Origin of the sequence: Actinomadura sp. 21ATH, assembly GCF_041951345.1 — a bacterium.
GTDB lineage: Bacteria > Actinomycetota > Actinomycetes > Streptosporangiales > Streptosporangiaceae > Spirillospora.
Map to the genome: position 1 here is coordinate 78,392 of NZ_JBGNUR010000003.1, position 22,560 is coordinate 100,951.

General features: G+C 73.4%; 28 protein-coding genes. 9 read left to right on the plus strand and 19 right to left on the minus strand.

The annotated features are described in order from the left end of the window. Nucleotides 1–18 precede the first annotated feature (18 nt). Together ACA361_RS12645 and ACA361_RS12650 are read right to left on the minus strand one after the other, a co-directional pair. Nucleotides 19–1,035 (minus strand): TetR/AcrR family transcriptional regulator C-terminal domain-containing protein, encoded by a 1,017-nt coding sequence (locus ACA361_RS12645; protein ID WP_375012096.1) that lies wholly within the window; start codon nt 1,033–1,035, stop codon nt 19–21. A 123-nt stretch (nt 1,036–1,158) separates the two neighbouring features. After that, entirely contained in the window at nt 1,159–2,001 is an 843-nt protein-coding gene (locus ACA361_RS12650; protein ID WP_375012097.1) for an AraC family transcriptional regulator, read from the minus strand. A gap of 127 nt (nt 2,002–2,128) precedes the next feature. On the opposite strand from ACA361_RS12650, the gene ACA361_RS12655 reads away from it, so the two are divergent. Continuing rightward, the gene (locus ACA361_RS12655; protein WP_375012098.1) at nt 2,129–2,914 is read left to right on the plus strand and encodes a phytanoyl-CoA dioxygenase family protein; all 786 of its coding nucleotides are present in this window, start codon (nt 2,129–2,131) and stop codon (nt 2,912–2,914) included. 131 nt (nt 2,915–3,045) lie between these two features. Then, nucleotides 3,046–4,590, plus strand: coding sequence for a protein kinase (locus tag ACA361_RS12660; RefSeq protein WP_375012099.1), 1,545 nt, complete (start codon nt 3,046–3,048; stop codon nt 4,588–4,590). Between the two features lie 15 nt (nt 4,591–4,605). Here ACA361_RS12660 and ACA361_RS12665 read toward each other — a convergent pair whose 3' ends face one another. Continuing rightward, nucleotides 4,606–5,193, minus strand: coding sequence for a dihydrofolate reductase family protein (locus ACA361_RS12665; protein WP_375012100.1), 588 nt, complete (start codon nt 5,191–5,193; stop codon nt 4,606–4,608). Nucleotides 5,194–5,197: 4 nt separating this feature from the next. Then, nucleotides 5,198–5,800, minus strand: a complete 603-nt coding sequence (locus ACA361_RS12670) for a dihydrofolate reductase family protein (RefSeq protein ID WP_375012101.1) — start codon at nt 5,798–5,800, stop codon at nt 5,198–5,200. Nucleotides 5,801–5,930: 130 nt separating this feature from the next. On the opposite strand from ACA361_RS12670, the gene ACA361_RS12675 reads away from it, so the two are divergent. Further along, nucleotides 5,931–7,034 carry a LuxR C-terminal-related transcriptional regulator gene (locus tag ACA361_RS12675; protein WP_375012102.1) on the plus strand — a complete coding sequence of 368 codons (1,104 nt, stop codon included), beginning with the start codon at nt 5,931–5,933 and terminating at the stop codon, nt 7,032–7,034. Between the two features lie 36 nt (nt 7,035–7,070). Here the strand turns inward: ACA361_RS12675 and ACA361_RS12680 are convergent, their stop codons facing one another. Further along, entirely contained in the window at nt 7,071–8,345 is a 1,275-nt protein-coding gene (locus ACA361_RS12680; RefSeq protein WP_375012103.1) for a cytochrome P450, read from the minus strand. A gap of 314 nt (nt 8,346–8,659) precedes the next feature. On the opposite strand from ACA361_RS12680, the gene ACA361_RS12685 reads away from it, so the two are divergent. Both ACA361_RS12685 and ACA361_RS12690 read left to right on the plus strand, forming a co-directional pair. After that, nucleotides 8,660–9,127 (plus strand): PH domain-containing protein, encoded by a 468-nt coding sequence (locus ACA361_RS12685; protein WP_375012104.1) that lies wholly within the window; start codon nt 8,660–8,662, stop codon nt 9,125–9,127. Nucleotides 9,128–9,338: 211 nt separating this feature from the next. Beyond that, entirely contained in the window at nt 9,339–9,509 is a 171-nt protein-coding gene (locus ACA361_RS12690; RefSeq protein WP_375012105.1) for a hypothetical protein, read from the plus strand. Nucleotides 9,510–9,513: 4 nt separating this feature from the next. Here the strand turns inward: ACA361_RS12690 and ACA361_RS12695 are convergent, their stop codons facing one another. The 5 genes from ACA361_RS12695 to ACA361_RS12715 form a co-directional block, all read right to left on the minus strand. Continuing rightward, nucleotides 9,514–9,903, minus strand: coding sequence for a GntR family transcriptional regulator (locus ACA361_RS12695; RefSeq protein WP_375012106.1), 390 nt, complete (start codon nt 9,901–9,903; stop codon nt 9,514–9,516). Continuing rightward, nucleotides 9,900–10,175 (minus strand): hypothetical protein, encoded by a 276-nt coding sequence (locus tag ACA361_RS12700; protein WP_375012107.1) that lies wholly within the window; start codon nt 10,173–10,175, stop codon nt 9,900–9,902. Before ACA361_RS12700 ends, ACA361_RS12695 begins: the two co-directional genes overlap by 4 nt. Before the next feature lie 125 nt (nt 10,176–10,300). After that, complete coding sequence (locus ACA361_RS12705) at nt 10,301–10,516, minus strand: hypothetical protein (RefSeq protein WP_375012108.1); 216 nt, start codon at nt 10,514–10,516, stop codon at nt 10,301–10,303. A gap of 26 nt (nt 10,517–10,542) precedes the next feature. Beyond that, on the minus strand, nt 10,543–11,064 hold the full coding sequence (locus ACA361_RS12710) for a DUF3592 domain-containing protein (RefSeq protein WP_375012109.1): 522 nt from the start codon (nt 11,062–11,064) through the stop codon (nt 10,543–10,545). Nucleotides 11,065–11,215: 151 nt separating this feature from the next. Next, nucleotides 11,216–11,869: a TetR/AcrR family transcriptional regulator gene (locus ACA361_RS12715; protein ID WP_375012110.1), complete on the minus strand. Its 654-nt coding sequence runs from the start codon at nt 11,867–11,869 to the stop codon at nt 11,216–11,218. 116 nt (nt 11,870–11,985) lie between these two features. Here ACA361_RS12715 and ACA361_RS12720 point away from each other — a divergent pair, with 116 nt between their 5' ends. The 3 genes from ACA361_RS12720 (at nt 11,986) to ACA361_RS12730 (ending at nt 14,941) form a co-directional block, all read left to right on the plus strand. Beyond that, nucleotides 11,986–13,302 (plus strand): cytochrome P450, encoded by a 1,317-nt coding sequence (locus tag ACA361_RS12720; protein ID WP_375012111.1) that lies wholly within the window; start codon nt 11,986–11,988, stop codon nt 13,300–13,302. A gap of 119 nt (nt 13,303–13,421) precedes the next feature. Further along, nucleotides 13,422–13,592: a hypothetical protein gene (locus ACA361_RS12725; protein ID WP_375012112.1), complete on the plus strand. Its 171-nt coding sequence runs from the start codon at nt 13,422–13,424 to the stop codon at nt 13,590–13,592. Then, nucleotides 13,589–14,941, plus strand: coding sequence for a potassium channel family protein (locus ACA361_RS12730; protein WP_375012113.1), 1,353 nt, complete (start codon nt 13,589–13,591; stop codon nt 14,939–14,941). The genes ACA361_RS12725 and ACA361_RS12730 overlap by 4 nt, the downstream gene beginning before the upstream one ends. Before the next feature lie 23 nt (nt 14,942–14,964). Here ACA361_RS12730 and ACA361_RS12735 read toward each other — a convergent pair whose 3' ends face one another. The 5 genes from ACA361_RS12735 to ACA361_RS12755 all read right to left on the minus strand — a co-directional run bounded on the left by ACA361_RS12735 (nt 14,965) and on the right by ACA361_RS12755 (nt 18,583). After that, a complete protein-coding gene (locus ACA361_RS12735) occupies nt 14,965–15,471 on the minus strand; it encodes a S26 family signal peptidase (RefSeq protein WP_375012114.1) in 507 nt (168 codons plus the stop codon). Further along, entirely contained in the window at nt 15,468–17,303 is a 1,836-nt protein-coding gene (locus ACA361_RS12740; protein ID WP_375012115.1) for an ABC transporter ATP-binding protein, read from the minus strand. Before ACA361_RS12740 ends, ACA361_RS12735 begins: the two co-directional genes overlap by 4 nt. A gap of 40 nt (nt 17,304–17,343) precedes the next feature. Continuing rightward, nucleotides 17,344–17,847: a hypothetical protein gene (locus ACA361_RS12745; protein ID WP_375012116.1), complete on the minus strand. Its 504-nt coding sequence runs from the start codon at nt 17,845–17,847 to the stop codon at nt 17,344–17,346. Then, nucleotides 17,847–18,356, minus strand: a complete 510-nt coding sequence (locus ACA361_RS12750) for a MauE/DoxX family redox-associated membrane protein (protein ID WP_375012117.1) — start codon at nt 18,354–18,356, stop codon at nt 17,847–17,849. The genes ACA361_RS12745 and ACA361_RS12750 overlap by 1 nt, the downstream gene beginning before the upstream one ends. A 62-nt stretch (nt 18,357–18,418) precedes the next feature. After that, nucleotides 18,419–18,583, minus strand: coding sequence for a hypothetical protein (locus tag ACA361_RS12755; protein WP_375012118.1), 165 nt, complete (start codon nt 18,581–18,583; stop codon nt 18,419–18,421). Nucleotides 18,584–18,772: 189 nt separating this feature from the next. Here ACA361_RS12755 and ACA361_RS12760 point away from each other — a divergent pair, with 189 nt between their 5' ends. After that, nucleotides 18,773–19,798 carry a WGR domain-containing protein gene (locus tag ACA361_RS12760; RefSeq protein ID WP_375012119.1) on the plus strand — a complete coding sequence of 342 codons (1,026 nt, stop codon included), beginning with the start codon at nt 18,773–18,775 and terminating at the stop codon, nt 19,796–19,798. A gap of 38 nt (nt 19,799–19,836) precedes the next feature. Here ACA361_RS12760 and ACA361_RS12765 read toward each other — a convergent pair whose 3' ends face one another. The 4 genes from ACA361_RS12765 to ACA361_RS12780 are packed head-to-tail and all read right to left on the minus strand — an operon-like array spanning nt 19,837 to nt 22,484. Beyond that, nucleotides 19,837–21,135, minus strand: a complete 1,299-nt coding sequence (locus ACA361_RS12765; RefSeq protein ID WP_375012488.1) for an MFS transporter — start codon at nt 21,133–21,135, stop codon at nt 19,837–19,839. A 47-nt stretch (nt 21,136–21,182) separates the two neighbouring features. Continuing rightward, nucleotides 21,183–21,452 carry a hypothetical protein gene (locus tag ACA361_RS12770; protein ID WP_375012120.1) on the minus strand — a complete coding sequence of 90 codons (270 nt, stop codon included), beginning with the start codon at nt 21,450–21,452 and terminating at the stop codon, nt 21,183–21,185. Further along, nucleotides 21,449–22,069, minus strand: coding sequence for an FAD-linked oxidase C-terminal domain-containing protein (locus ACA361_RS12775; RefSeq protein ID WP_375012121.1), 621 nt, complete (start codon nt 22,067–22,069; stop codon nt 21,449–21,451). Before ACA361_RS12775 ends, ACA361_RS12770 begins: the two co-directional genes overlap by 4 nt. Continuing rightward, entirely contained in the window at nt 22,047–22,484 is a 438-nt protein-coding gene (locus ACA361_RS12780) for an HIT family protein (RefSeq protein WP_375012122.1), read from the minus strand. Before ACA361_RS12780 ends, ACA361_RS12775 begins: the two co-directional genes overlap by 23 nt. Nucleotides 22,485–22,560 lie beyond the last annotated feature (76 nt).

The window sequence follows — 22,560 nt, forward strand, 5'->3', positions numbered from 1 at the left end:
GGGCCGCGGGCCGCTGGACTACCGATCCTCGCCGGTGGCGGTGCCGGTGCGGTGGCCGTTCGGACGGTCGGCGAGCATGGCGGCGAACCCGTCCAGATGCCGCGCGAGTCCGTACTCGAAGAGCGCTTCGAGGTCTCCCACGACTCCCGGGGAGACCTGGGCGGCCAAGGGGAACCTCGCGCGGTTGAGCATCTTCCGCTCCCGCACGTGCGGGGTCGCGTTCCAGCGTTCCAGGCTCATCCCGGTCTCGTTCTCCGTGTCCTCCTCCGCTGTCACGGAGTTCCCGGCGGCCAGGGCGATCATGTGGATGGTGAGGGCCTCGCGCATCCGGATCTCCATCGGGAGGCCGAGGCCGCCGAGCGCGCCGAGCACCCATTCGGTGTGCGCCATCATGTTCGGCGCGAACGACGGCCGAGTGAACGACACCGTGGCCGGCAGCCAGGGGTGGCGCCGGCACAGCTCCCGTTCGGCGCGGGCGATGAACTCCAGTTTCGCCCGCCACCCTTCCGGCCCGTCCTCCGGCAGGGTGATCTCGCCGAAGGCGTGGTCGGCCATCCGCGTCAGCAATTCCTCCTTGCTCGCGATGCTCTGGTAGAGCGACATCGGCCGGACGCCGAGGTGCGCGCCGAGCCGCCGTATCGACACCGCGTCGATCCCTTCGGCGTCGGCGATCGCGATGGCCGCTTCCAGCAGCCGCGGGTGCTTGCCGGGCTCCGCCGGCGGCCGGGGAGGTCTGCGCGGGCCGGGGGCGCTGGGGGCGCTGGGGGCGCTGGGGGCGCTGGGGGCGCTGGGGGCGCTGGGGGCGCTGGGGGCGCTGACCACGGTCCCCGCGCCGACCCGCGCCTCCACCAGGCCCTCCTCGCGGAGGACGGCGGCCGCCCTGGTCGCGGTCGCGACGGCGACGCCCCACCGCTGGGCGATCTGGCGGATCGACGGCACCCGGTCGCCGGGCTTGAGCTCGCCGGACTCGATCCTGGACCGGATCTCCGCGGCGATCGTCCGGTACGGCGGATCCGGCCGCTGCCCCGCCGCCATGGCCACGCTCCTCACGGCGCTCGCCCGCCACCTGGGTCACTTCTCGGAATCAGTGCTGAGAGCAGCGGCTTTTGTGTCGATACGTCGTCTCACATTAGCCGGTACACCGTACGAGCGACCTGGCTAGGCACGTCCGAAACGGGTGCGGTAGGCGGCCGGGCTGAAGCCGAAGTGGTGCCGGAAGCGGCGGCTGGCGTAGTTGGGGTCGTTCCAGCCCACCAGCCGCCCGACCGCCGCGACGGGCAGGTCGGTCTCGATGAGGAGCGCCGCGGCGCGCTCGGCGCGCAGCCTGCCCAGGTAGGTCATCGGCGGGACGCCCAGCTGCGCGGTGAACAGGCGGGCCAGGTAGGCCGGTGACGTGGTGACCGCCGCGGCGAGCTCGTCCAGGCTCCAGGCGCGCTGGACGTCGTCCTCCAGCAGCCGCGCCGCGGCCGTCACGGCGGGGTGGGTACGCCCGGCCGGGCCGGCGTCGGCGGGGAGCGACGCGGCCGTGCCGCCCAGCAGGCAGAGCAGCAGGCCCACCAGTACGGCGTGCGGGGGTTCGGGGCGCGGCCGGCCGGCGATCGCGGTGAGGCCGGTCTCGACGATGTGCAGCGTGGCGGGGTCCAGCCGCAGCGGGTGGCCGGAGCGGCCGGCGTCGTGCAGGACCCGGCCGAGCCGCGGGTCGTCGCGCAGCCAGGCCAGTTCGCGCTGGAACACCTCCGGGCCGACGTAGAGGTTGTGGACCACCAGCCGGCGGCAGTCCCGGTAGCCGTGCCAGTCGCCCGGCCGGAGCATCGCCACCGAGCCGCGGTCCAGTTCCCGCTCGCCCGCGGCCGACACGTGCGTCGCGGTGCCGCCGGTGACCACGGCCAGCTCGATGAAGTCGTGGCCGTGGGGGGAGGCGCCGTCGCGCAGCTCGTACCGCTCGGCGACGGCCGGCGGCCCGCCGGGCGGGAAGACCTCCGCTCGCCGCACGCGATGCACCGGGCCCTCCTTCCGCAGGCGACCGTCAAGATTGTGCTACACCTGCCGGGTTCCTGTGCTAGCCGCGCGCCCCTCGTGATCGCGACAGTTGTCGTGACCGGCTCACCGGAACGCGAGGAAGATGAGAATGAACGCCGTCGCAGCACGCCCCCGCACCACCCCCGAGAACCTCTCCGAGGACGCCGTCGCCGCCTACCGCCGTGATGGTTTCGTCCATGTGCCCGGGGTCATCTCCCGGACGGACGCCGCCAGGTACGCCGAGGCGGCGCTGGCGGTCAGGGAGAGCGTCCGCGACAACCACGACGGGATGATCTTCACCCAGCTGCTCCAGCTCTGGCGCCAGGACGAGACGCTGCGGGAGCTCACCCTGCACCCTGGCCTGGCGGCCATCGCGTCCCGGCTGGCGGGGATCCCGCTGCGGCTGTGGCACGACCAGCTCCTCATCAAGGAGCCGCACAACGGGGCCGCCACCGAGTTCCACCAGGACCAGCCGTACTGGCCTCACGCCGGCTCCCGGCACGCGCTGTCGGCCTGGGTGGCGCTGGTGGACGTCCCGGTCGACCGCGGCTGCATGACGTTCATCCCGGGCTCGCAGCACCTGGACGGGCTGCGCCCGCAGGACCTGTCCGACCATGCGGACATGTTCGCCGTGGCGCCCGAGCTGCAATGGGAGCACCGCGTCACCGTCCCGCTGCGGGCGGGCGACTGCACGTTCCACCACTCCCTCCTCGCGCACAGCGCCACGCCCAACCTCACCGACGATCCCCGCATCGCCCACGTCATCATCTACGTGGACGCCGGCCTGACCCTCGCGACCGGGCCCGCCCACCCCGTCACCGACCCGCTCGGCCTCACCGCGGGCGAGCCGCTGCCGGACGAGCACTTCCCCCGATTCCCCGGCACCCGCGGGTGATTGACCGGCGCATCGGGCCGGCGGAACGTCCGGCCGGGGCGGGTGGGCGGGCCACTTCCAGACAGACATAGATGTCTCCAGGTAGCCCGGATCGCCTTCTCCCGGGCGTTCCGCACCGGTAGGTTCCGATCATGGACTGGGAGGGTGGCGGGATACTGGCGGGCCGGTACCGCAATCTCGGCCGGATCGGCCAGGGCGGCATGGGCTCGGTGTGGCGCGCCCACGACATCGACCTCGACCGCGAGGTGGCCGTCAAGGAACTCCGGGTGCCCGAGCAGGTCCCCGACCGGGAACGGCGCGACTGGTACGCCCGGATGGAACGCGAGGCCCGCGCCGCCGCCCGCCTCAGGCACACCGGTATCGTCACCGTCCACGACCGCGTGAAGGGCGAGGACGGCCGCCCCTGGATCGTCATGGAGCTGGTCCGCGGCCACTCCCTCGAACAGCGGCTCGCCGAGCGGCAGGCGCTCCCCCCGAGGGAGGTCGCCGCGATCGGGCTCGCGATGCTGGACGCCCTCTCGGCCGCCCATGCCCAGGGCGTCGTCCACCGCGACGTCAAACCCGCCAACGTGCTCCTCGAAGGCGACAGGGTCCTGCTCACCGACTTCGGCATCGCCGCGCTGGAGGGCGACGCCACCATCACCCGCTCGGGCATGGTGCTGGGGACGCCCGCCTACATGTCCCCCGAACAGGTGGAGGGCAGGGCCGTCACCCCGGCCTCGGACCTGTGGTCGCTCGCCGCCACCCTGTACGCGGCGGTCGAGGGCCGCCGCCCGTTCGACGGGCCCAGCCACGGAGCCGTCTTCGTCGCGATCGCCACCCGGCGGCCGCCGCCGCCCCGGTGCGGCGGCCCGCTGGCACAGGCCCTCGACGGCCTCCTGCGCAAGGATCCCGGCGAACGGCTCTCCCACGCCCAGGTCCGCGACCTGCTCAACGCCGCCCTGAACCCCACGGCCGCCACCACCGCCGACGCGGGACGGGCCGTCCCGCACCCGCCGCCGCCCCGTACCGCGGTCCTCCGCCCGCCCGCCGGTGCCGTCCCGCCACCGCGCTACCGGACGCCCCTCGTCAGGGCCGCCCTCGTCTGCACCGCGCTCGCCGTCCTGGCCTTCCTGGCAGGGCCATGGGGGGACGAGACCGGCGACGGGCGTCCCATCATCTCCCCCTCACCCGCCACGGCCATCCTGCTGCTGCCCGTGGCCGCCGCGTTCATCGTCATGTGCGGGCTGTGGTTCCTGCCGCACCGGCCGGCGCTCGTCCTCGTCCTGGTCTCCGCGATCCTCGGCGGCGTCCACGTGGAGGCCCTTCTCGTGCGGGCGCACCGGTCCTCCGACGACCTCCCGGTCATCGAACCCCTCGCCGGATTCGAGATCTCCTGGCTGCTGAGCACGCTCGCGCTCATGCTCGCCTTCGCCGCCGTCAACCCGTCGCTCGCGAGGCGGGTGGCGGACCCGCTCGCCCGCCGCACCCTGCTCACCGCGGCCGTGGCCGTCGAAGGCGTCGTGGCCCTGCTCTGGGTCGCGCCCATCTACGAGGCGGCGGGTTCGGGCCTCGACCTGGACTCCGACCACAACGCCCCGCTCATCGCCCCGCTCATGCTCCTGGGCCTGATCTGGCTCGGCATCCAGCCGTTCATCTGGTCCGGCCGGGTCAGGGCCGAGTTCTCCCGCCGCTGACGGGACGGCCGCGGATCACGGGCGGCGGACGCGGTAGCGCAGGTGCGTGACCTGCCGCGCGGGATCCTCGTCCCGCGGCGTGGCCAGCCGGCGGAGCAGTTCGAGTTCGACGTGCTCGGCCGGCAGGCCCTCGAACAGGCGGCGTCCCTGCCCGAGCAGGACCGGCACGAGATGCAGCTCCAGCTCGTCGAGTTCCCCCGCCCGCAGCAGCGCCTGCGCCGCACCGGCGCCGTGCACCATCACGACGCCATCCCCGGCCGCCGCGCGGGCCCGTTCGGCGCACTCGCGTACGTCGGTGACGTAGCGGACGGCGCCCGGCGGCGGGCCGTCCGGGACCTCATGGGTCAGGACGAAGACGGGCACGCCGTCGTGATGGTCGCCCTGCCAGCGGCCCGCGTGCTCGTAGGTGCGGCGGCCGGAGATGACGGCGCGGGTGGCCAGCACCTCGCCGTACACCTGGCCGCTGGGTCCCGGGTCGTGGCGCCGGTCGAGCCAGTTGAAGAGGCGGAACCCGCCGATGCCCATCGGCGCGTCCGGGCCGTCCTCCGGCCCGGCGACGTAGCCGTCCAGGGACATGGTCATGTAGAGCCGGATGAGCGCCATCGCCTCAGACCTCCGTCCGCACGCGGTAGCTCAGGTGCGCCGCGCCCGGTCCGTCCGTGGCGCGGAGCGGTTCCAGCTCGACGTGGTCGGGCGGCATGTCCTCGAAGAGCCGCTCGCCCTGCCCGAGCAGGACGGGGACCAGGTGGATCCGCAGCTCGTCCAGGACGCCGGCGGCCAGCGCCAGCCGGGCGGTGCGGGCCCCGTGGACCAGCACGTCCTTGCCGCCGGCCGCGTCCTTGGCCATGCGCATCGCGGCCGTCACGTCGTTCACATAGGTGACCCCGGGCCATTCCAGGCCGGGATCGGGCCGGCGGCGGCTCAGGACGAAGATCGGCACGCCGTCGTGGTGGTCGCCGCCCCAGCCGCCGGCGAGCTCGAACGTCCGCCGGCCGGCGACGACCGCCCCGGTGGCCATCGCCTCGTCCATGACCTCACGGTCCGCGCCCGCGAGATGGCCGAGGTCTCCCCTTGAGGAGGCGCCGGCGTCCGGCAGGAACCACCGATGCAGCCGATGCCCTCCGTCGCCGAGCCCGTTGCCCGGCGCCGCGCCCGGCCCGGCGATGAACCCGTCCACCGACATCGACATGTACAGCACGGTCCTGCTCACGCTTCCGGTCCTCTCGGTACGGCCAACGGGACGCCGCGCGGCGGCGGCGTGCCCAGCATGCGAGATCGCGAAGCCGGGCGGTATCCCAGATTCCTGGGATGATGCCCCCGATCGTCGTAAGCTCTCGCTCGTGGCCAACGCGATGGCGCCGCACGCGCGCGTCCGCGACGAGATCGTCAGGCTGGCCCACCGAGGGCTGTCCGTGCCGGACTTCGCCCGGGCCGCCGGCGACGCGCTGTGCCGGGCCGTGCCCGCCGAGGGCACCTGCCTGATGACGACCGACCCCGCGCCCCTGCTCCCGACCGCCGAGTTCGTGGAGAACGGCCTGCCCGCCGCGGAGCTGCTCCGGCTCGTGGACATCGAGATACGCGAGCCGGACTTCAACACGTGGGCCCGGCTCGCCCGCGCCGGCCGCCCGGCCGGCAGCCTGAGCGAGGCCACCGGCGGTGACCTCGACCGCAGCCCCCGGCGCCGGGAGATCCGCCGCCCCGGCGGATTCGCCGACGAGCTGCGGGTGGTGCTCGCCGGCGGCACCGGGACATGGGGGCAGCTGACCGTCTTCCGCGAGACGGAGCGCCCGTACTTCTCCCCGGCCGAGGTGGAGTTCGCGGCATCGGTCGCCCCGCTGATCACCGATGGACTACGGCGCGGCCTGCTGCTCGACGGCGCGCGGGCCGAGGACGGCGACATCGGCCTGCTGGTCCTCGACGCCGACGACGGCGTGCGCATGTCCAACAAGGCGGCGGACCGCCTGCTGGACGAGCTGGGCACCGGGGACAGACCGGGCACCCGATTGCCACTGGTGATCTCCGCTGTGGCCCGCCGTACCCGTTCCCTCTCCGCGACCAGCACGACACCTGCCCCGGCCGCCGCCCGGCCGGCCAGAGCCCGGGCGCGTACCCGGGCCGGTCAGTGGCTGCTCGTCCGCGGCTCGCTACTCGACGACACGCAACCGCAGGTCGCGGTGACCCTGGAAGTCGCCCGCCCGGCCGAGATGGCGCCCCTCATGGTCGACGCCTACGGCTTCACCGGCAGCGAGCGCCGCGTCACCGAACTGGTGGCCAGGGGTCTGTCCACCAGGCAGATCGCCGACCGCCTGCACGTGTCGTCGTACACGGTGCAGGACCACCTGAAGTCGATCTTCGCCAAGTCGGGCACCGGCTCTCGCGGCGACCTGATCGCCCACCTGTTCCTCGCCCACCACGCCCCCTCCCTGACCGAGCACGACACCTGATCCGGCCGTCATCAGCCGTCACTCCTCGGTCAGGAGTCACACCGGAGCTCGTACGGACCCGCTCCACGCCACCGGTACCTCGTTCGGTCGGCGGATCGGCGTGGCCCGGCTCCACCCCACCTCGTGCGGTGCGACGGCGAGCCGCAGTCCGGGCAGACGGGCCGTCAGCTGTTCGAGGGCTACATTCAGCTCCAGCCGCGCGAGGCCGGCGCCCAGGCAGTAGTGCGCGCCGTGCCCGAACGCCAAGTGCGGGTTGTCGGTGCGAGCCAGGTCGATACGGTCCGGTTCGGCGAACACCTGCGGGTCGCGGTCGGCCAGGTCGTGCGCGACCAGGATCAGGTCTCCGGCCTTGATCTCGACACCGGCCAGTTCGGTATCGACCGCCGCGCGTCGCGGCTGCCCGGTCTCGAACCACGAGTTGGGCATCACCCGAAGCAGTTCCTCCACCGCGGACGGGATCAGCTCGGGCCGGGCGCACACCTGGTGATACAGGCCGACGCCCGTTTCGTCGGTAGTGGTGAGCAGCTTGTACACACTCCCGGCGATCGCTGCCGCGGTCGCCTCCCACCCGGCGACCGCGAGGGACGCGACCAGCAGCGCCGACTCCCCCTCGTCGATGCCGAGTTCGGCGCCTCTGGAGACCGCATGGGCCAGCAGTCCGCCGTCAGAGTCGTTCGCCTGGGCGGCCATGAGCCCGCCGGCGTAGGCGGTCAGCTCGGCTATCGCCCGAGCGTTCTCCGTCCGGCGGTCAGGACCGGTGGACAGCAGCATGTCGCCCCAGACATGGAACCGCTCCCGCCCCTCGGCGGGGACACCGATGAGTTCGGCCACGGCGTTGAGGGACAGCGGCCACGCGAGATGCCGGACCAGGTCGGCGGGTTCTCCGGAGCCGATCAGGTCGTCCAGGCACGTTCGGGCCAGGGCCTCGACCGTGGGCCGGAAGCGGCTCATGTTGGCACCGGTGAACGCGCGGACCACCAGGCTGCGCATGTCCCGCAGATGCCTGCCGTCCTGGGCGGCGATCAGTGGGGCGAGTTTGAGATACGGCGCTATCCCGTCGGCGTCGTGCCGCCGGTAGACATCGTCCAGGTGGTACACCTTCTTGGCGGCGGCGTAGTCCCTGACCCACCATGCTTCGGTGTCATCCTGCCCTGGTGGCAGTGCCACCTTGGCGATCTTCTCGCCGCTGAGCGCCGGTGGCACGGGAGCCGGTTCGGTGGGATCGAAAGTGAGGGGTTCGGCGGGATCCGTCGGGACGAACGGGAAAGGGCAACCGCTCGCGGCGGGCCTAGGAGAGTCAGACAGGGCCACGTCGATCCTTTGGCTGGGTACCGCCACTCTGCTGCAATTCTCAGAAGCCGATTGTGATCATGTTGCCAACACCGCCGGCCAGATGTCACTGGGAGGCCGGTGGCCGAAGGTGGTCCATCAGCCGCTTGACGAAGGACGGAGCCACCGACGCGAAGGGTCGCCGCGGCGTTGGTGGATAGGGCGGCTCCGAAGGCCATTGGGCCACCTGTGAAGTCCACCGGGAGGAGGACGAGGCGCCCGGCGTCGGGGGCCGCCGGATGCTGGAGCGGGCGCGCGTGCATGGGGCGGGTCGGGGCCTGCTAGACATCTGTCGCATGGAACGACGGACCGTGCGCTGCCACCGCTACCTGCTGATCATGACCGCGCTGGTGGCGTCCCTGTGCGTCGGTGCCGGCCTGCTGGTACGCGCGCTGTTCCGGGGGCTGCCGTACCTCGAAGGGCTCGGCGCGATCATCCTCCTGGCCGTCGCCGTCGCGGCCCTGGTGACGGCCGCCGCCGCGTTGCGCAGCCGGGCCATCGTGGACGCCGAGGGCATCACGATCGTGGGCGCGCTGCGCCGCTGGCGCTACGTCTGGGACGACGTCACCGAGATCTCCCTGCACGCGTCGCTGCGCTACTGGGAGGTGTACCTGCGGACGGCCGACACCGAGCGCCGGGTCTTCTTCTATCCGGTGGGGGTGTTCGCTCCCGCGGCGAACGGCGAGCGCCACTCCACGCCGCCGCCGTACACCCCGCCCGGCCTGGCGATGCTCTACGCGCGCCTGACCGAACTCCGTGGCTGAGGCCCGAAGGCGCAGCCGATCGGCGCGGCCGGCGGAACCCGTACGGGGCTGATCGAAAAGCCGCCGGGGCCGCGGTTCCCGTGGTCTTATATTGCGTGACTTCCGGGTGGACTTCGGTGGAAGCGTCCCGTATGAGGAACCGTTGCCCGGGCGGGGCGTCCGCTCATGGGGTGACGATGCTGGAGGGCATGCGTGGAGCCGGGAACGCTGCTTGACGGCCGTGCAGCTGGTACGGGACGGCGCCGTCGGCCAGGCGATCTTCAAGGGGCATCTGGCGTGGCTGTGCGGCACGCTGTACATGGCGATGGCCGCCGTTCTCGGGCTGCAGGTGTTCCGCCTGCTGCGCTGGTCCTACCGCCGCGCCCGCCGCGTACGGTCCTAGGTATTCACGCGGGCTCGGGCGGTGAGGCCGGTGCCGCCGTGGCGGAGGCCAGTGCCGCCTGCACGATGCGGATCGCCTCGTCGATGCCGATGCCGACGCCGGCGATCAGGGCCGCGTACTCGGCGGCGGCCCGGCGGGCCCGTTCCCGGCCCTCCCGGCCGGCGGCCGACACGAACGAGCCCGCCCGCCCGCGCGTCTCGATCAGCCCGGCCTCCTCCAGTTCCCGGTAGGCCCGGCCGACCGTGTTGGCCGCCAGGCCGAGGTCGGCCGCCAGGTGGCGGATGGTGGGCAGCCGGGCGCCCACGGCCAGCGCGCCGTCCTGGATCCGGCGCGCGAGCTGCGCGCGGAGCTGCTCGAACGGCGGCACCGGCGAGGCCGAGTCGATGACGATCATCGCAGGCCCATGGCCCGGCGGGCCACCGTCGCGCTCGACGGCGCCCTGAGGCGGAGGGCGACGTACGCGGCCAGGCTCAGGACCAGGAAGGCGACCGCGGCCGCACCCCACCAGCCGGGCGCGGCGCCGAACAGCAGCGCCATGGGCAGCGATATCTGCACGGTCGGCATGGTGAGGTCGCGGGCGTCCTCGATCCGCATGATGACGTCGGCGGTCAGCGACTCCTCGTCCTCCGCCACGACCGGCCGCCGCAGCAGATGGCGCAGCTGCACGGCGTTGATGGCCGTGATGCCGAGCAGGCCGACCAGCAGGACGAGGGCAACCTGCCGGACGGTGGGGTCGGGGACGGCCAGGGCGTCATACCTTGCGACAAAAGCAACGCTCCGGCACCGCGCGGCTACGGGGCCGGTTCCGCGGGATGGAAGTAGACGGTCGCGCTCACGAGGGGGCCGTCCGCGTTGATCTCCTGGTGGATGACGAGGTCCTGGACCTCGACCGCGCCCAGTTTCTCGATCGAGTCGGCGACCCTCCGCAGCAGGGCGGGGACATCGCCCTGCCCGGGGCCCGCCGGGTTGGCCTGACTGAAGTGCCGGATCGGCCAGGAGTTCGTCATCCGATCATGATGGCGGTTCGCGCCGGTCACGGTGCGGGTTCGCTGAACGAGAACAGGGAGTGGACCGCCGCCGCGACGAACAGCACTCCCAATCCGGCGAGCAGCAGCATCGCCGGGTTCGGCGCGGCCGACAGCCCGCCCGGAGGCACGCGCCTGGCCCGCCCCACGGCCTCGGGATCGTAGGCGACGGCCAGCCGGGCGCCGGGCGCGAGCCGGGCGCAGGGACCGCGCTCGCAGGTCCCCAGCCTGATCCTGGCGGTGACCGGCCTGCCCGCGGCCGTATAGCGCACGGTGCCGTGGTAGGCCAAGATCGGCGGGCCGTCCTCCCGGTCCAGCCGGTACGGCGCCTCCGCCTTCTCGACCGTGGCCTCGGCCACCACCGCACGCCGGGCGAACGCCTGCGCGTCCCAGTACCACCATCCCCCGGCGGCCAGCATCCCGAGCCCGAGCGCCAGCGGCAGGAGCACGCCGGAACTCCGCAGCCGGCCGCGCCAGCCGCGCCACCCCACCGCCCACACGTCGCGCCGGCTGATCCTGAACGGGTCCACGCCGCCTCCTCCGGCCGGCCGGGGCACCGCGTGCCGTCGCGATCCGGCCTGCTCTAACAAGACGCGCCGGCCCCTCGGAGGGTTTTCGGCGGCAACGCGGCGGCTCCGGGCGGGCGGGTACGGCCCGCCGCCGGGACGCGTCGCGGGCCGGTCAGCGGAGGCGCTGGTGGAGCGGGGCGGCCAGGTCGGCGGTGCTCAGGATCAGGGCGACGGTGTAGCGGACGAGGTGGTCCCGGTCGATGTCCAGTTCGCCGCGGAACCAGGTGGTGAACAGCTCCCACAGGCCGGCCGTGAGGGTCAGGCCGGTCAGTTCCAGGTCGCCGCCTGGGAGGGCGGGCTCGTCCATGACCTCGGCGGCCTGGGCGGCGAAGATCGCGGCCAGCGAGCGGACGATCTCCAGCCGGCGTCGCTGGAGGAGCGGGGAGGCGGGGAACTCGTGGGTGAGGATCCGGGCGCGGCGCGGGTCCGTGGTCAGGAAGTCGAGGACGGCCGTCACCACCGCGCGGGTCCGGGCGTGCGGGTGGCGGGGGGCCTGGCGGGCGGCGGACAGGATCACGTCGGTGCCCCGCGCGATCTGCTCGTCCACGACCGCGAGGAGCAGGGCGTCCCGGTCCGGGAAGTTCTCGTAGAAGTAGCGGTCGTTGAGCCCGGCCTCGGCGCACACCTTCCGTACGGTCATGGCCGCCCGTCCCTGGGTGCCCAGGAGTTCCAGCCCGGCGCGCAGCAACTCGGCACGGCGGCGGGCGCGGCGCTGCTCGGCGGGAACGCCGCGGTAGGTGCGGGCGCGGGGCGGCTCGGACGTCACAGCCCCGATTGTGCCGCACCCCTTGACGCCGCCCGCGAATCTGGGGATCGTTCTCACCAGATAATTCTGGTGCATGGCTTCACCAGAATTCCATCGCGGTGTGACTGGGAGGTCCGATGGCCATGGAGAGCGCGGACATCGATCTGAGCGACCTGCGGTTCTGGACCCGGCCGCTGGAGGAGCGGGCCCGGGCCTTCGCGCTGCTGCGCGCCCGTCCCGGTCCCGAGTTCTTCACCCTGCCCAGGCTCCCCTTCCTCGGGCAGAGCCCGGGGTCCTGGGCGCTGGTACGCCACGCGGACGTGACCGAGGCCAGCCGGAACCCGGCGGTTTTCAGCAGCGAGCCCAGCGCCACCAGCCCGGCCGACATGCCGCGCTGGATGGACAGGTACTTCAACTCGATGATCGACATGGACGATCCGCGGCACGCCAAGATCCGCCGGATCGTGTCCCGCGCGTTCAGCCCCAGGATGCTCGCCAAGGCCGAGGACGACATCGCGCGGCGGGCCGCCCGGATCGTCGACGAGCTGATCGAGGCCGGCGGCGGCGACTTCGTGTCGCGGGTCGCGGTGCGGCTGCCGGTCGAGGTCATCTGCGACATGCTCGGCATCCCCGCCCGGCACCACCGCCGGGTGGTGGAGTGGACCAACGTCATCGTCGGCTACTCCGACCCCGAGTACGTGGGCGCCACCGTGGACTACGGCGCCGGCGGCACCGCGCGGATGGGCCGGCTCGCCACGCTGCGCATGCTCGGCACGATCGCGTCCGCGGGATGGCGGCTGCACCGGCTCGCGGCCCGGCTCGGCCGGGAGCGCAGGGGCGCGCCCACCGGCGACCTGACCTCCGCCCTGGTGAACGCCAACGTCGACGGCGAGCGGCTCACCCCGCGCGAGTTCGCCACGTTCTTCCTGCTGCTGGTGGTGGCCGGCAACGAGACCACGCGCAACGCGATCGCGCACGGCCTGAGGCTGTTCACCGAGCATCCCGAGCAGCGCGAGCTGCTGCTGGCCGACTTCGACGGGCGCATCGCGGGCGCCGTGGAGGAGATCGTCCGGTTCAGCAGCCCGGTCATCTTCATGCGCCGCAACCTCACCCGCGACCACGAGATGAACGGCCACACCTTCCGCAAGGGCGACCGGGTGACGCTGTTCTACTGGTCCGCCAACCGCGACGAGAGCGTCTTCACCGACCCGGAGCGGTTCGACATCACCCGTTCGCCGAACCCGCACGTCGGATTCGGCGGGCCCGGCCCGCACTTCTGCCTGGGCGCCAACCTCGCCCGGCGCGAGATCACCGTGATGCTCCGCGAGCTGTTCACCCGCCTGCCCGACATCACCGCCGGGGAGCCGGACCGGCTCATGTCCGGCTTCATCAACGGCTACAAGCGCCTGCCCTGCACCTTCACTCCCCCGGCCGCCGCCGTCCCCCGCACCTGATCCGGCGGACCCGCCCGATTTTGGTCGGCACGCGCACCTGCGGTTTCCCGGCACCGCCGCACAGTCACTCGCGAACCCCCGCTCAGCGTCGGGGACCTGACAGAAGGACGAGCCAGGAAGTGAGCAACGTGCCGACCGCCCTTGCCCCCGCGACCGACGAGAAGAACCAGCCCTGCCACTGCGGGAGGAGCATGGCCAGCTGCGTCACCTGCGGCACGCCGCGGTGCCTGGCCTGCGATCCGTACACGTCGGACGACTGCGGCGGGCCGGCCGCAGAACGCGCGTCGTGACCGGGCCGTCCGACGCGCACGGCACCCGCTCGTTCCTCGTCATCGGGGACACCAACCTCGCCCGCCACGTGTGCGCGTCGCTGCACGAGGGCGGGCACGGCGTGCAGCACCTCATCGACCCCCGGGACGAGGAGCTGCGCGCCGCGATGACCGCGCGCCCGCAGGGGGTCGCGGTACTGCTGCACGACGACGTCGCGGCCCTGCGGTACGCGCTGGCCATCGCGCACATCTCCGCCCGGGTCCCGATCATCGTGACGATCTTCGATCGGACGGTGGCCGACGAGCTGCTGCGCCTGCTGCCGCAGTGCGACGTCACCTCCCTCGGCGAGCTGGTGGCGCCGGCCCTGGCCGGGCCGTGCGTGGACGCGTCGTTCGCCGCGCTCCGGCACGGCGGCCGCGGGGCCCAGGCGGTACGGGTGGTCGGCGGGGGGCTCCAGGCCGAGCCGTGGCGGCCCCGCCGGGCCTCGGCGCGGTCGCGGCTGCGGCGGCTCGCCGGGCAGCTGCGGCCGCACGACGCCGGCACGCGGATCATGCTGGCGGGCATGGCCGGCATGATCGCCGTGCTGGCCGGCGACTGGGCCTGGCTGCTGGCCCTCGGCCACCCGCCGGCCGAGGCGTTCTTCGAGGCCGCCCGCGTCGTCACCACCGTCGGGCCCGCCGCCGCACCGCACCACTCCGCCCTCTACCAGGTGGTCTCCGGCGCCTTCATGCTCGGCACCGTCGGCTTCAGCGCGATGTTCACCGCCGGGCTCGTCGACCGCATGCTCGGTCCCCGGCTGGTCGGGCTGATCGGGCCCCGCACCGTGCCGCGGTTCGGGCATGTGATCGTCGTCGGCATCGGGCAGGTGGGGCTGCGGCTGTGCCACGAGCTGCAGCGCCTGGGCGTGCCGGTCGTCGGCGTGGAACGGGATCCCGACGCGCCGAACGTACGGATCGCCCGTTCCCACGGCATCCCGGTGGTGGCGGGCCACGGCGGCGACCGGGCGGTGCTGGAGCGCCTGCACCTCGGCCAGGCCGCCGCGCTGGCCGCGGTGGGCTCCGACGACCTCGACAACATCGCCGTGGCCATCACCGCGCAGGGGGTCTCCCGCGAGACCAGGGTGGTGCTGAGGGCGGGCGAGCACGAGGCGATCGCCGAGACCCGGTCGCTCCTGCCTCTGGGGACCATCCGCGACGTCACCAGCCTGGCCGCGGCGTACGTGCTGGCCAGGCTGCTCGGGCGGCCGGCGACCGGTGTCGCCGCGCACCGGCACCGCGTCTTCGTGGAGACCCCCGAGGACGGCTTCGCGCCCTGGCCGCTCGCGGCGCGGGAGGGCTGCTGCCAGGTGGGCGTCCCCGTGACCGTGTGACCGGCGGGACGGCGGGACGGCGGTCAGCTCGGGAGGCGGCGGACCGCCACGCCGACGAACTGCCCGGCGCGGACGAAGCCGTAGTCGCGGGAGTCCCAGCTGGAGTCCGCGTTGTCGCCCAGGACCACCAGGGCCCCCGGCGGAACGGCCGTCTCGCCCGACTCCCGCAGGCACGGCACCCGGTCCACCGGAACGGGGTCTCCGGCCACCGCGATCGCCCGCTTGACGAGCAGGAGGCCGTCCGGATGCTCGCGCCGGGCGGGGAGCGCCACCGCCTCCCCGCCCGGCTCGGGCGCGTCCGGCGGGGGCGCGGCCAGCGTCGGCGGCCGGATCCGCACCACCACGATCTGCCCGGCGCGCACCCGCTGGGTGCGGCGGGTGCGGCGAACCAGCAGCCGGTCGCCCGAGCGGAGCGCGGGCTCCATGCTGGGGCCGTCGACCGTGGTGACCAGGTACCGCCGCCGCACCCATCCGACGAGGACGGCCACCGCCAGCAGCACGCTCCCCGCGGCGGCCGCGAGCGGCGTCATCCGGCGCCCTCGCGCGGGCCGGGGACGTTCTGGTATCCGGACGCCTGGAGCCGGAACGACCGCGCGTAGCGGCCGCCCGCCTCCATCAGCGTCTCGTGCGCGCCGAGTTCGACGACCCGGCCGCCGTCGAGGACCGCGATGAGATCGGCGTCCCGCACGGCGCTCAGCCGGTGCGAGATCAGCAGGCTGGTCCGGCCGGACCGGTAGAGGCGCATCTGCCCGTGGATCTCGTGCTCGGCCTCCGGGTCGAGGCCGGAGCTGGGCTCGTCCAGGATCATCAGGTCCCGGCCGTCGCGGACGAACGCGCGGGCCAGCGCGAGGCGCTGCCACTGGCCGCCGGACAGCACCACCCCCGTCTCGGGGTCCTCCTTGTCGGCCTCCGAGAAGAACATCCGGGTCAGCAGCGTGTCGTAGCCGCGGGGCAGCCCCGCGAGCCGGTCGTGGACGCCCGCGCGGGCGGCCGCCCGCCGGATCGCGTCCGGCCGGTCGAGCGTCCCGATGTCGCCGACCGCGATGTTCTCCCGCGCGGTCATGTCGTAGTTCATGTGGTCCTGGAACACCGCGCTGATGCGCTCGCGCAGCGCGGCCGGCGGGATGTCCCGCAGGTCCACGCCGTCCCACAGGATGCGGCCGCGGGTCGGGTCGTACATCCGGCAGAGCAGCTTGACCAGCGTGCTCTTGCCGGCGCCGTTCAGGCCGACCAGCGCGACGGCCCGGCCGTGCGGGATCGTCAGGTCGACGCCGCGCAGCACCCACGGCTGGTCGTCGCCGTACCGGAACCACACGTCCCGGAACTCGACGCCCCGCCGCAGTTCCGGGGCGTCGCCCGCGGCGGCGCTCGGCAGGTCCGGTTCCGCCCGGGTCACCGCGACGTAGTGGGTGAACGTGAGCAGGCGGCCATGGGCGGTGGCGATCGAGGACGTCAGCACGTCCAGGGCCGTCTGCACGCCGATGACCGCGGCGAGGAACATGGTGACGTCGCCGACGCCGAGCGCGCCCCGCCCCGCCGCCGTGATCGCCCACCACAGGCCACCGCCCGCCACCGCCGCGCTCAGCACGGTGAGACCGCCCTGGGCGGCCAGCTCGCGCCGGTCCATCCGGCGCTCGGCCGCGTTGCCGCGCTCGCGTTCGGCCATCATCCGGGCGCGCAGGAAGGCGCCGATGCCGAACAGCCGGATCTCGGTGGCCGCCTCCACGTCCGTCAGCAGCCGGCTGTAGAAGAACTCGCGGCGGTGGGTCTGCTCGATCGCCCATTCCATGGCCGCGCGGCTCCGCGACAGCAGCAGCTGCGCGATCAGGGCCGGTACGGCGGCCAGCAGCACCAGCATCGCCATCGGCGGGCTGATGACCAGCAGCGACGCGAGGAAGCCGATGAGCGACAGCGTCCCGCGCGCGGTGCCGCAGACGGAGTCGACCAGGTACCCGGCGCTGGCCGTCGCCTCCTGCGCCAGGCGCAGGCGGTCCAGGAACGCCGGATCCTCGAACCGCCGCAGGCCGACCTGGCGCTCGGTCGCGGCGAACAGCCGGTCGGTCGCCCGCACTCCCGCGACCCGGCCGGTCTGGTCGCGCAGGTACCTGCCGATCGCGGGCAGCGCCGCCGTGGCCAGCCCGGTCGCCACCAGCGCGGCGGCCGGGCCCGCGAGCGGCTCCCCGGACGCGGTCAGCCGGTCGACGACCGTCTTCGTCAGCCAGGCGGTGGCGACCGGCGCGGCGGCCTCGGCCAGGGTGACCAGGAAGTAGCCGGACGCGCAGCCGGGCGCCGACCGCCAGATGAGCGCGGTCGCCTCCGCCGCGGCGGCGGCCAGCTCCCGCACGGGGGCTCGCCCTGTCATCCGCGCGGCCCGTCCGGCTTCCGGCAGGCGTCCGGCGCCCTCATGCCGGGGCTTCGATGGGCAGGTCCTCCAGGCCGCCGCCCGCGGCCACCACCCGCTGCTCCCCGTCGACGAGGAACAACGCCGGCGTCCAGGTGTTCCGGAACGCACCGCTCACGGTGCCGTCGTGCTCCTCGACGACGACGCGGACCGCCGGCGACAGGACCGCGACCAGTTCCGGATCGTCACCGGTCACCACCGCCAGCCGCGGCAGCCCCGTCGCGAGGCGCGCGAAACGCGGGGCCAGCTCGTGGCACGGCTCGCACCCCGCGGAGAAGAAGCCGACCAGCCCGATGAGGCCGGCCCGCGAGACCTCCTCGCCTTCGGTGGTGGTCGCGGTGAAGTCGCCGATCCGCTCGCCGGGTTCGAGCCCCGGCTGCGGGCCGGCGTGCCGCGCCGGGCCCGCCTCCCGTTCCCGCAGCCTGCGGATCACGCCGAGCGTGAGGACGAGGTTCAGCACGCACAGCAGCCCGATGAGGGCGACGGCCGCGGCCAGGTAGGGCATCAGGGGTTCCTCGCGAACAGGTCGACGATGTCGTCGAACGAGACGATCAGCAGCGCTCCGACCAGCCCGGCCGCGGCGGCCACCGCGGCGCCGCCCGCGTGCGGCAGGCCGCCCGGGGCCAGGCCGCCGGCCGCGGCGCAGGCGAGGAGCGCTCCGTTGCGGACGAGGTGGCGCGGGCCGAGCGGGACGCTGGACGGGCCGAAGCACCGGCAGGCGGTGCGGCGGCCGCGCCGTACCGAGGCCGCGATGACCGCGGTGAACGCGGCCAGCAGCACGGCGGCGAGGCCGAAGCCGTACGACGTGGTGGGCGGCGCGATGAGCAGCGGCGGCACCAGCGCCTCAAGGGCGATCGTGGCGATCGCCAGCCGCCGGGCGCGGCCGGGCCGGATCCCCGGCACCAGCGCGGCCACGGACCTGGCGAACCCGTCGACGTCGCGGAGCTTGGAAACGGCCGACACGGCCAGCACCAGCCCGATCAGGCAGGCGCTCCCGATCCGCACGAACTCCATGCGCACTCCTCAGAGAACGACCGCCGCGGGCGGTGAAACGGCGTCACCGCCCGCGGAGGACGTCACGGCGATCCGCAGGCACCGACGACGTAGTGGCGGCAACGGCCGTCGCAGCAGACCTTGCGGTACTTCAAGCCCCCCGAGCAGTAGTAGGAGGTCTGGCAGCCGGCGGACGCGGTGGCCTTCGGGGCCACACGCGCCAGCAGGCGATCGACGAGACGGGTCATGCGTGTCTCCTCTCCCCGGCCGTCGGCGGCCGTGGGGGTGATCGTCGTGGTCCGGACTGACCGGATTACAGCACAGCGCAGGCCCCGATTCCGGGCAATTGATCATTTTCTCGTTCCGGGCGGGTGTGACCGGGTGTCCGGCGCGCGTGGCATCATGCGGCTTCCGGACGGCGGAGAGGACACGGAGGCATGGCCGAGACGCGGTACTTCGAGAGGAACGGCGAGGGCGCCGTCCGGCTCTGGCGGATCACCCTGGACGGCATCCGCTGCCGCACGGGCTGGGGCGTGGCCGGCGGCGCCATGCGCGGGATGAGCATGACGCTCGACGACGAGGCGCACGCGCGCCGCCACTTCGCCAGGAAGATCGCCGAGAAGAGGCGGAACGGGTACGTCGAGGTCGCGCCCCCGCCGGAGGCACCGGAGGCACAGCGGGCGAACGCGGCGGCCGGCGCGGACGCCGGCACGGGGGCCGGCGTCCGGCTGCTCGACCTGGTCGGGCGCGGCCACGAGTACGAGCCCGTCGCCGGGCACCCGGGCGTCGTCGTGCGGTTCCACGACTTCAAGGCCGGGCCCGGGCCGTTCTACGAGTACTACATCGTCGGCGAGGACCCGGGCCGGGGCCTGTCCCTGGTGGTGAAGAAGCCCGGTCACGACGGCTCGATGGTGTCGGCGTTCCTGGACTTCGTCCGGCCGCGGGTGGGGCTCGCCTTCGACGGCCGCTCCCATCACAAGGTGCCGCTGCCCGCGCCGATCGGCCCGTTCGACCACGTGCTGTTCTGCGGGCCCTCGCTCACGGCCGTGAACCACGACGGCAGGCTCGGCAAGGTCTTCCCGATCCGCGACTGCGAGATCGGCGACGAGGACACCGAGACGTTCGTCGAGGCGCGGATCCAGGGCCGGGACGCGCTGCCCTCCACCACCTGGGACCGCGCGCCGTTCCCCGTCATCGACCTGCGGTTCGACCTGCGGCGGGCGGCCGGATTCGGGGAACTGGGCGGCCGCGGGTCGGTGCGGGAGAAGACGTTCAAGGTCTACCCGCGGGCGATGGTGGAGCGGGGGCTGCGGCTCCTGGCCGAGGCGGACCCGGGCGGTGTGCTGGAGATCCGCAACCACCGGCGCGACGTCCTGGAGGTGACCTCCGAGCGGCCGCGCACGATGGACGAGATCGACCGCTTCCTGCTCGGACCGGCCGGGGACGGCGGCCGCAACGGCTGATCGTCCTGCTCGCCCGGCGGCCTGCTGCGGCCGGGCCGTCAGGCGGCGGATCGCTGGGCGATTCCCAGGTCGTCGCCTCGGGGTTCCTTGACGGCGCTGACGGCGGCCAGCGAGATCACGCAGAGGACCATGATGTAGCCGCCGACGGAGTAGGCGCTGCCGGTGGTCTCCACGAGGGCCTTGGCGATGGTGGGGGCGAAGGCGCCGCCGAGGATGGCGCCGAGCGCGTACCCGATGGCGACGCCGGAGTAGCGCACCGAGGCGGGGAACATCTCGGCGTACATGGCCGACATGGGGCCGTAGGACAGGCCGAGGCCGACGGTCAGGACGATGATCGCGATGGCGAACAGCCAGATGTTGCGGGTCTCCATCAGCATGAAGAGGGGGATCATCCAGACGAACACGGCGGCGTAGCCGATCTGGAAGGTGCGGACGCGGCCGATCCGGTCCGACAGCACGCCCGCGTACAGGGTGAAGGCCAGCCAGCCGGCGGCGCCGGCGACGGTGGAGAGCAGGACCGAGGGCCTGGAGTGGCCCAGTGCTTCGGTGCCGTAGCCGATGAAGTAGGCGATGAGGAGGTAGCCGGCGGCGTTGTTGGCCACGAAGATCAGCGCGGTGAGCAGCACGTTCCTGCTGTCGCCGCGGAACAGGTCGCGCAGCGGTGCCGAGGAGGTCCTGGTGCGCCGGCGCAGTTCCTGGAAGACGGGGCTCTCGTCCACGGCGCGGCGGACCAGGTGGCCGATGACGATCAGGACGAGGGAGAGCAGGAACGGCACCCGCCAGCCCCAGGACTGGAACTGGTCCTCGGTGAGCGCCGTACTCATGATCCACAGGACGCCGGTGGCCAGGATGAGGCCGATCGGCACGCCGATCTGCGGGAAGGCGCCGAACAGCCCGCGGCGGCCGCGCGGGGCGTGCTCGACCGAGAGCAGGGCGGCGCCGCCCCATTCGCCGCCGGCGGAGAAGCCCTGGAGGACGCGCAGCAGGATGAGGACGGCGGGCGCGGCGACGCCGATCGTGGCGTAGGTGGGCAGCAGGCCGATGGCCGTGGTGGACGCGCCCATGAGCAGCAGGGTCAGGACGAGCATGCGCTTGCGGCCCAGCCGGTCGCCGAACCGGCCCGCGATGATCGCGCCGAGCGGCCGGAACAGGAAGCTGATGCCGATCGTGGACAGCGAGATGAGCGTCGCCATGCTGGAGCCCTCCTCGTCCACCGGGGCGAAGAACAGCGGCCCGAACACCAGGCTCGCGGCTTGGGCGTAGATGAAGAAGTCGTACCACTCGATGGTGGTGCCGGCGAGCGTGCCGGCCAGGACCTTGCGGTCCTCCCGCGTCATGGGCCGGGCGTCGTGCGGTGGGGCCGGCGGGTGCGCCGGTTCTTCGGTCACGGTGCTCTCCGTTCGTTCTCCTCGGCTCTGGTGGCGCGTTCGAGCGCCACCAGAACGGATTCGTAGGGGTGTGCGCCTGCGTGCAGGTCACCGGTGGTGCCGAGGTGGCCCATCGCGCACGTCGGATGCAGGACGGCCCGTGCCAGGGGGCGCGTGACCGTGAGTTTCGGCAGGAGCTCGGTGCGCACCCAGGTGAGGGCGTCGAGCACGGTGAGGACCACGTGCCGTTCGCGGTTGCCGGCGGTCAGGACCTCCGGGGGCCTCACGGATGATCCCCAGCGCGCAGGAGGTAACCGTCGAACCGGTCCAGGACGAGCGCGGCGATCTCCTCCAGACATCGGGCGTACCGGTCCACATCGGCCGGGTCAGCCGGGTCGAACACTATGGTGAAGTGCACGTTTCCCGCCGAGACGTGCCCCGCGACCGAGGCGTCGAACCGGTGCGCAGCCAAGATGTCGCGCAGCGCGACCGGCCGCCTCGGCGATCCGCGCCGGCGGCACGCACGTCCTCGCTGAGCGCGATCGTGCCCGCCGGCCGGTTTGCGCCCAGCGCGGTGAGCAGCCCCTTGCGAACGGCCCAGTAACCGTTGGCGACCGCGCTGCCGCGGGTGAACCCGCCGTGCAGGAAGGCGGTGGTCTTCCAGCATCGTCCAGCGGCGGCTGTTCCATCCCGTCCGAACGGACTCGAAACTGCGTACGGGACTGGCCGCGCCGTCATCGCGCACGACCTCGCCTACCGGATGACGCGCTCCTGTCCTACCTGAGGAACTTCGGGGACGTCCGCGCCACGCGCGAAGAACTGACGCTCCACGAGAACATGCCCCACCGCCTCCTGATCGAACGGGAACTCGGAGCGGAGGTCTAGTGATCGGCGGTCTGAGCATCGAAGGCGGCCGACAGCCGGGACGCCCACTCGGTGGGGGCGTCTTCACCGAATCCGTTGCCGCGCGGAGGCCACATATCGCCGATCTGATCCCCGGTCCAGCGCGGCACCAGATGGAAATGCACGTGGAAGACCGTCTGCGACGCCGCGCGTCCGGCCGAAGTGATCAGGTTCAGGCCCTCCGGGGCGAGCGCGTTCCTTATCGCGTGGCTCATCTTCAGGACCGTTTCCATGACGCTCGCCGCCAGGGCGGGCGTCAGTTCCCAGATGTCCCGCACATGGTCCCTGGGGATGATCAGCGTGTGCCCCACCGCGGCCGGGCGGATCGGGAGGAACGCGAGCGCGGCGGGCGACTCGCCGACGACCCTCGCGGGCTCGTCACCGCGGACGATCCCGCAGAACACGCAGGAGGACATGGCCTGCTCCAAGGACGCCCGGCGCCGACCTCAGCATCGTAAGGTCGCGGACGGCGGCGCACACTCCCCCAGGCCG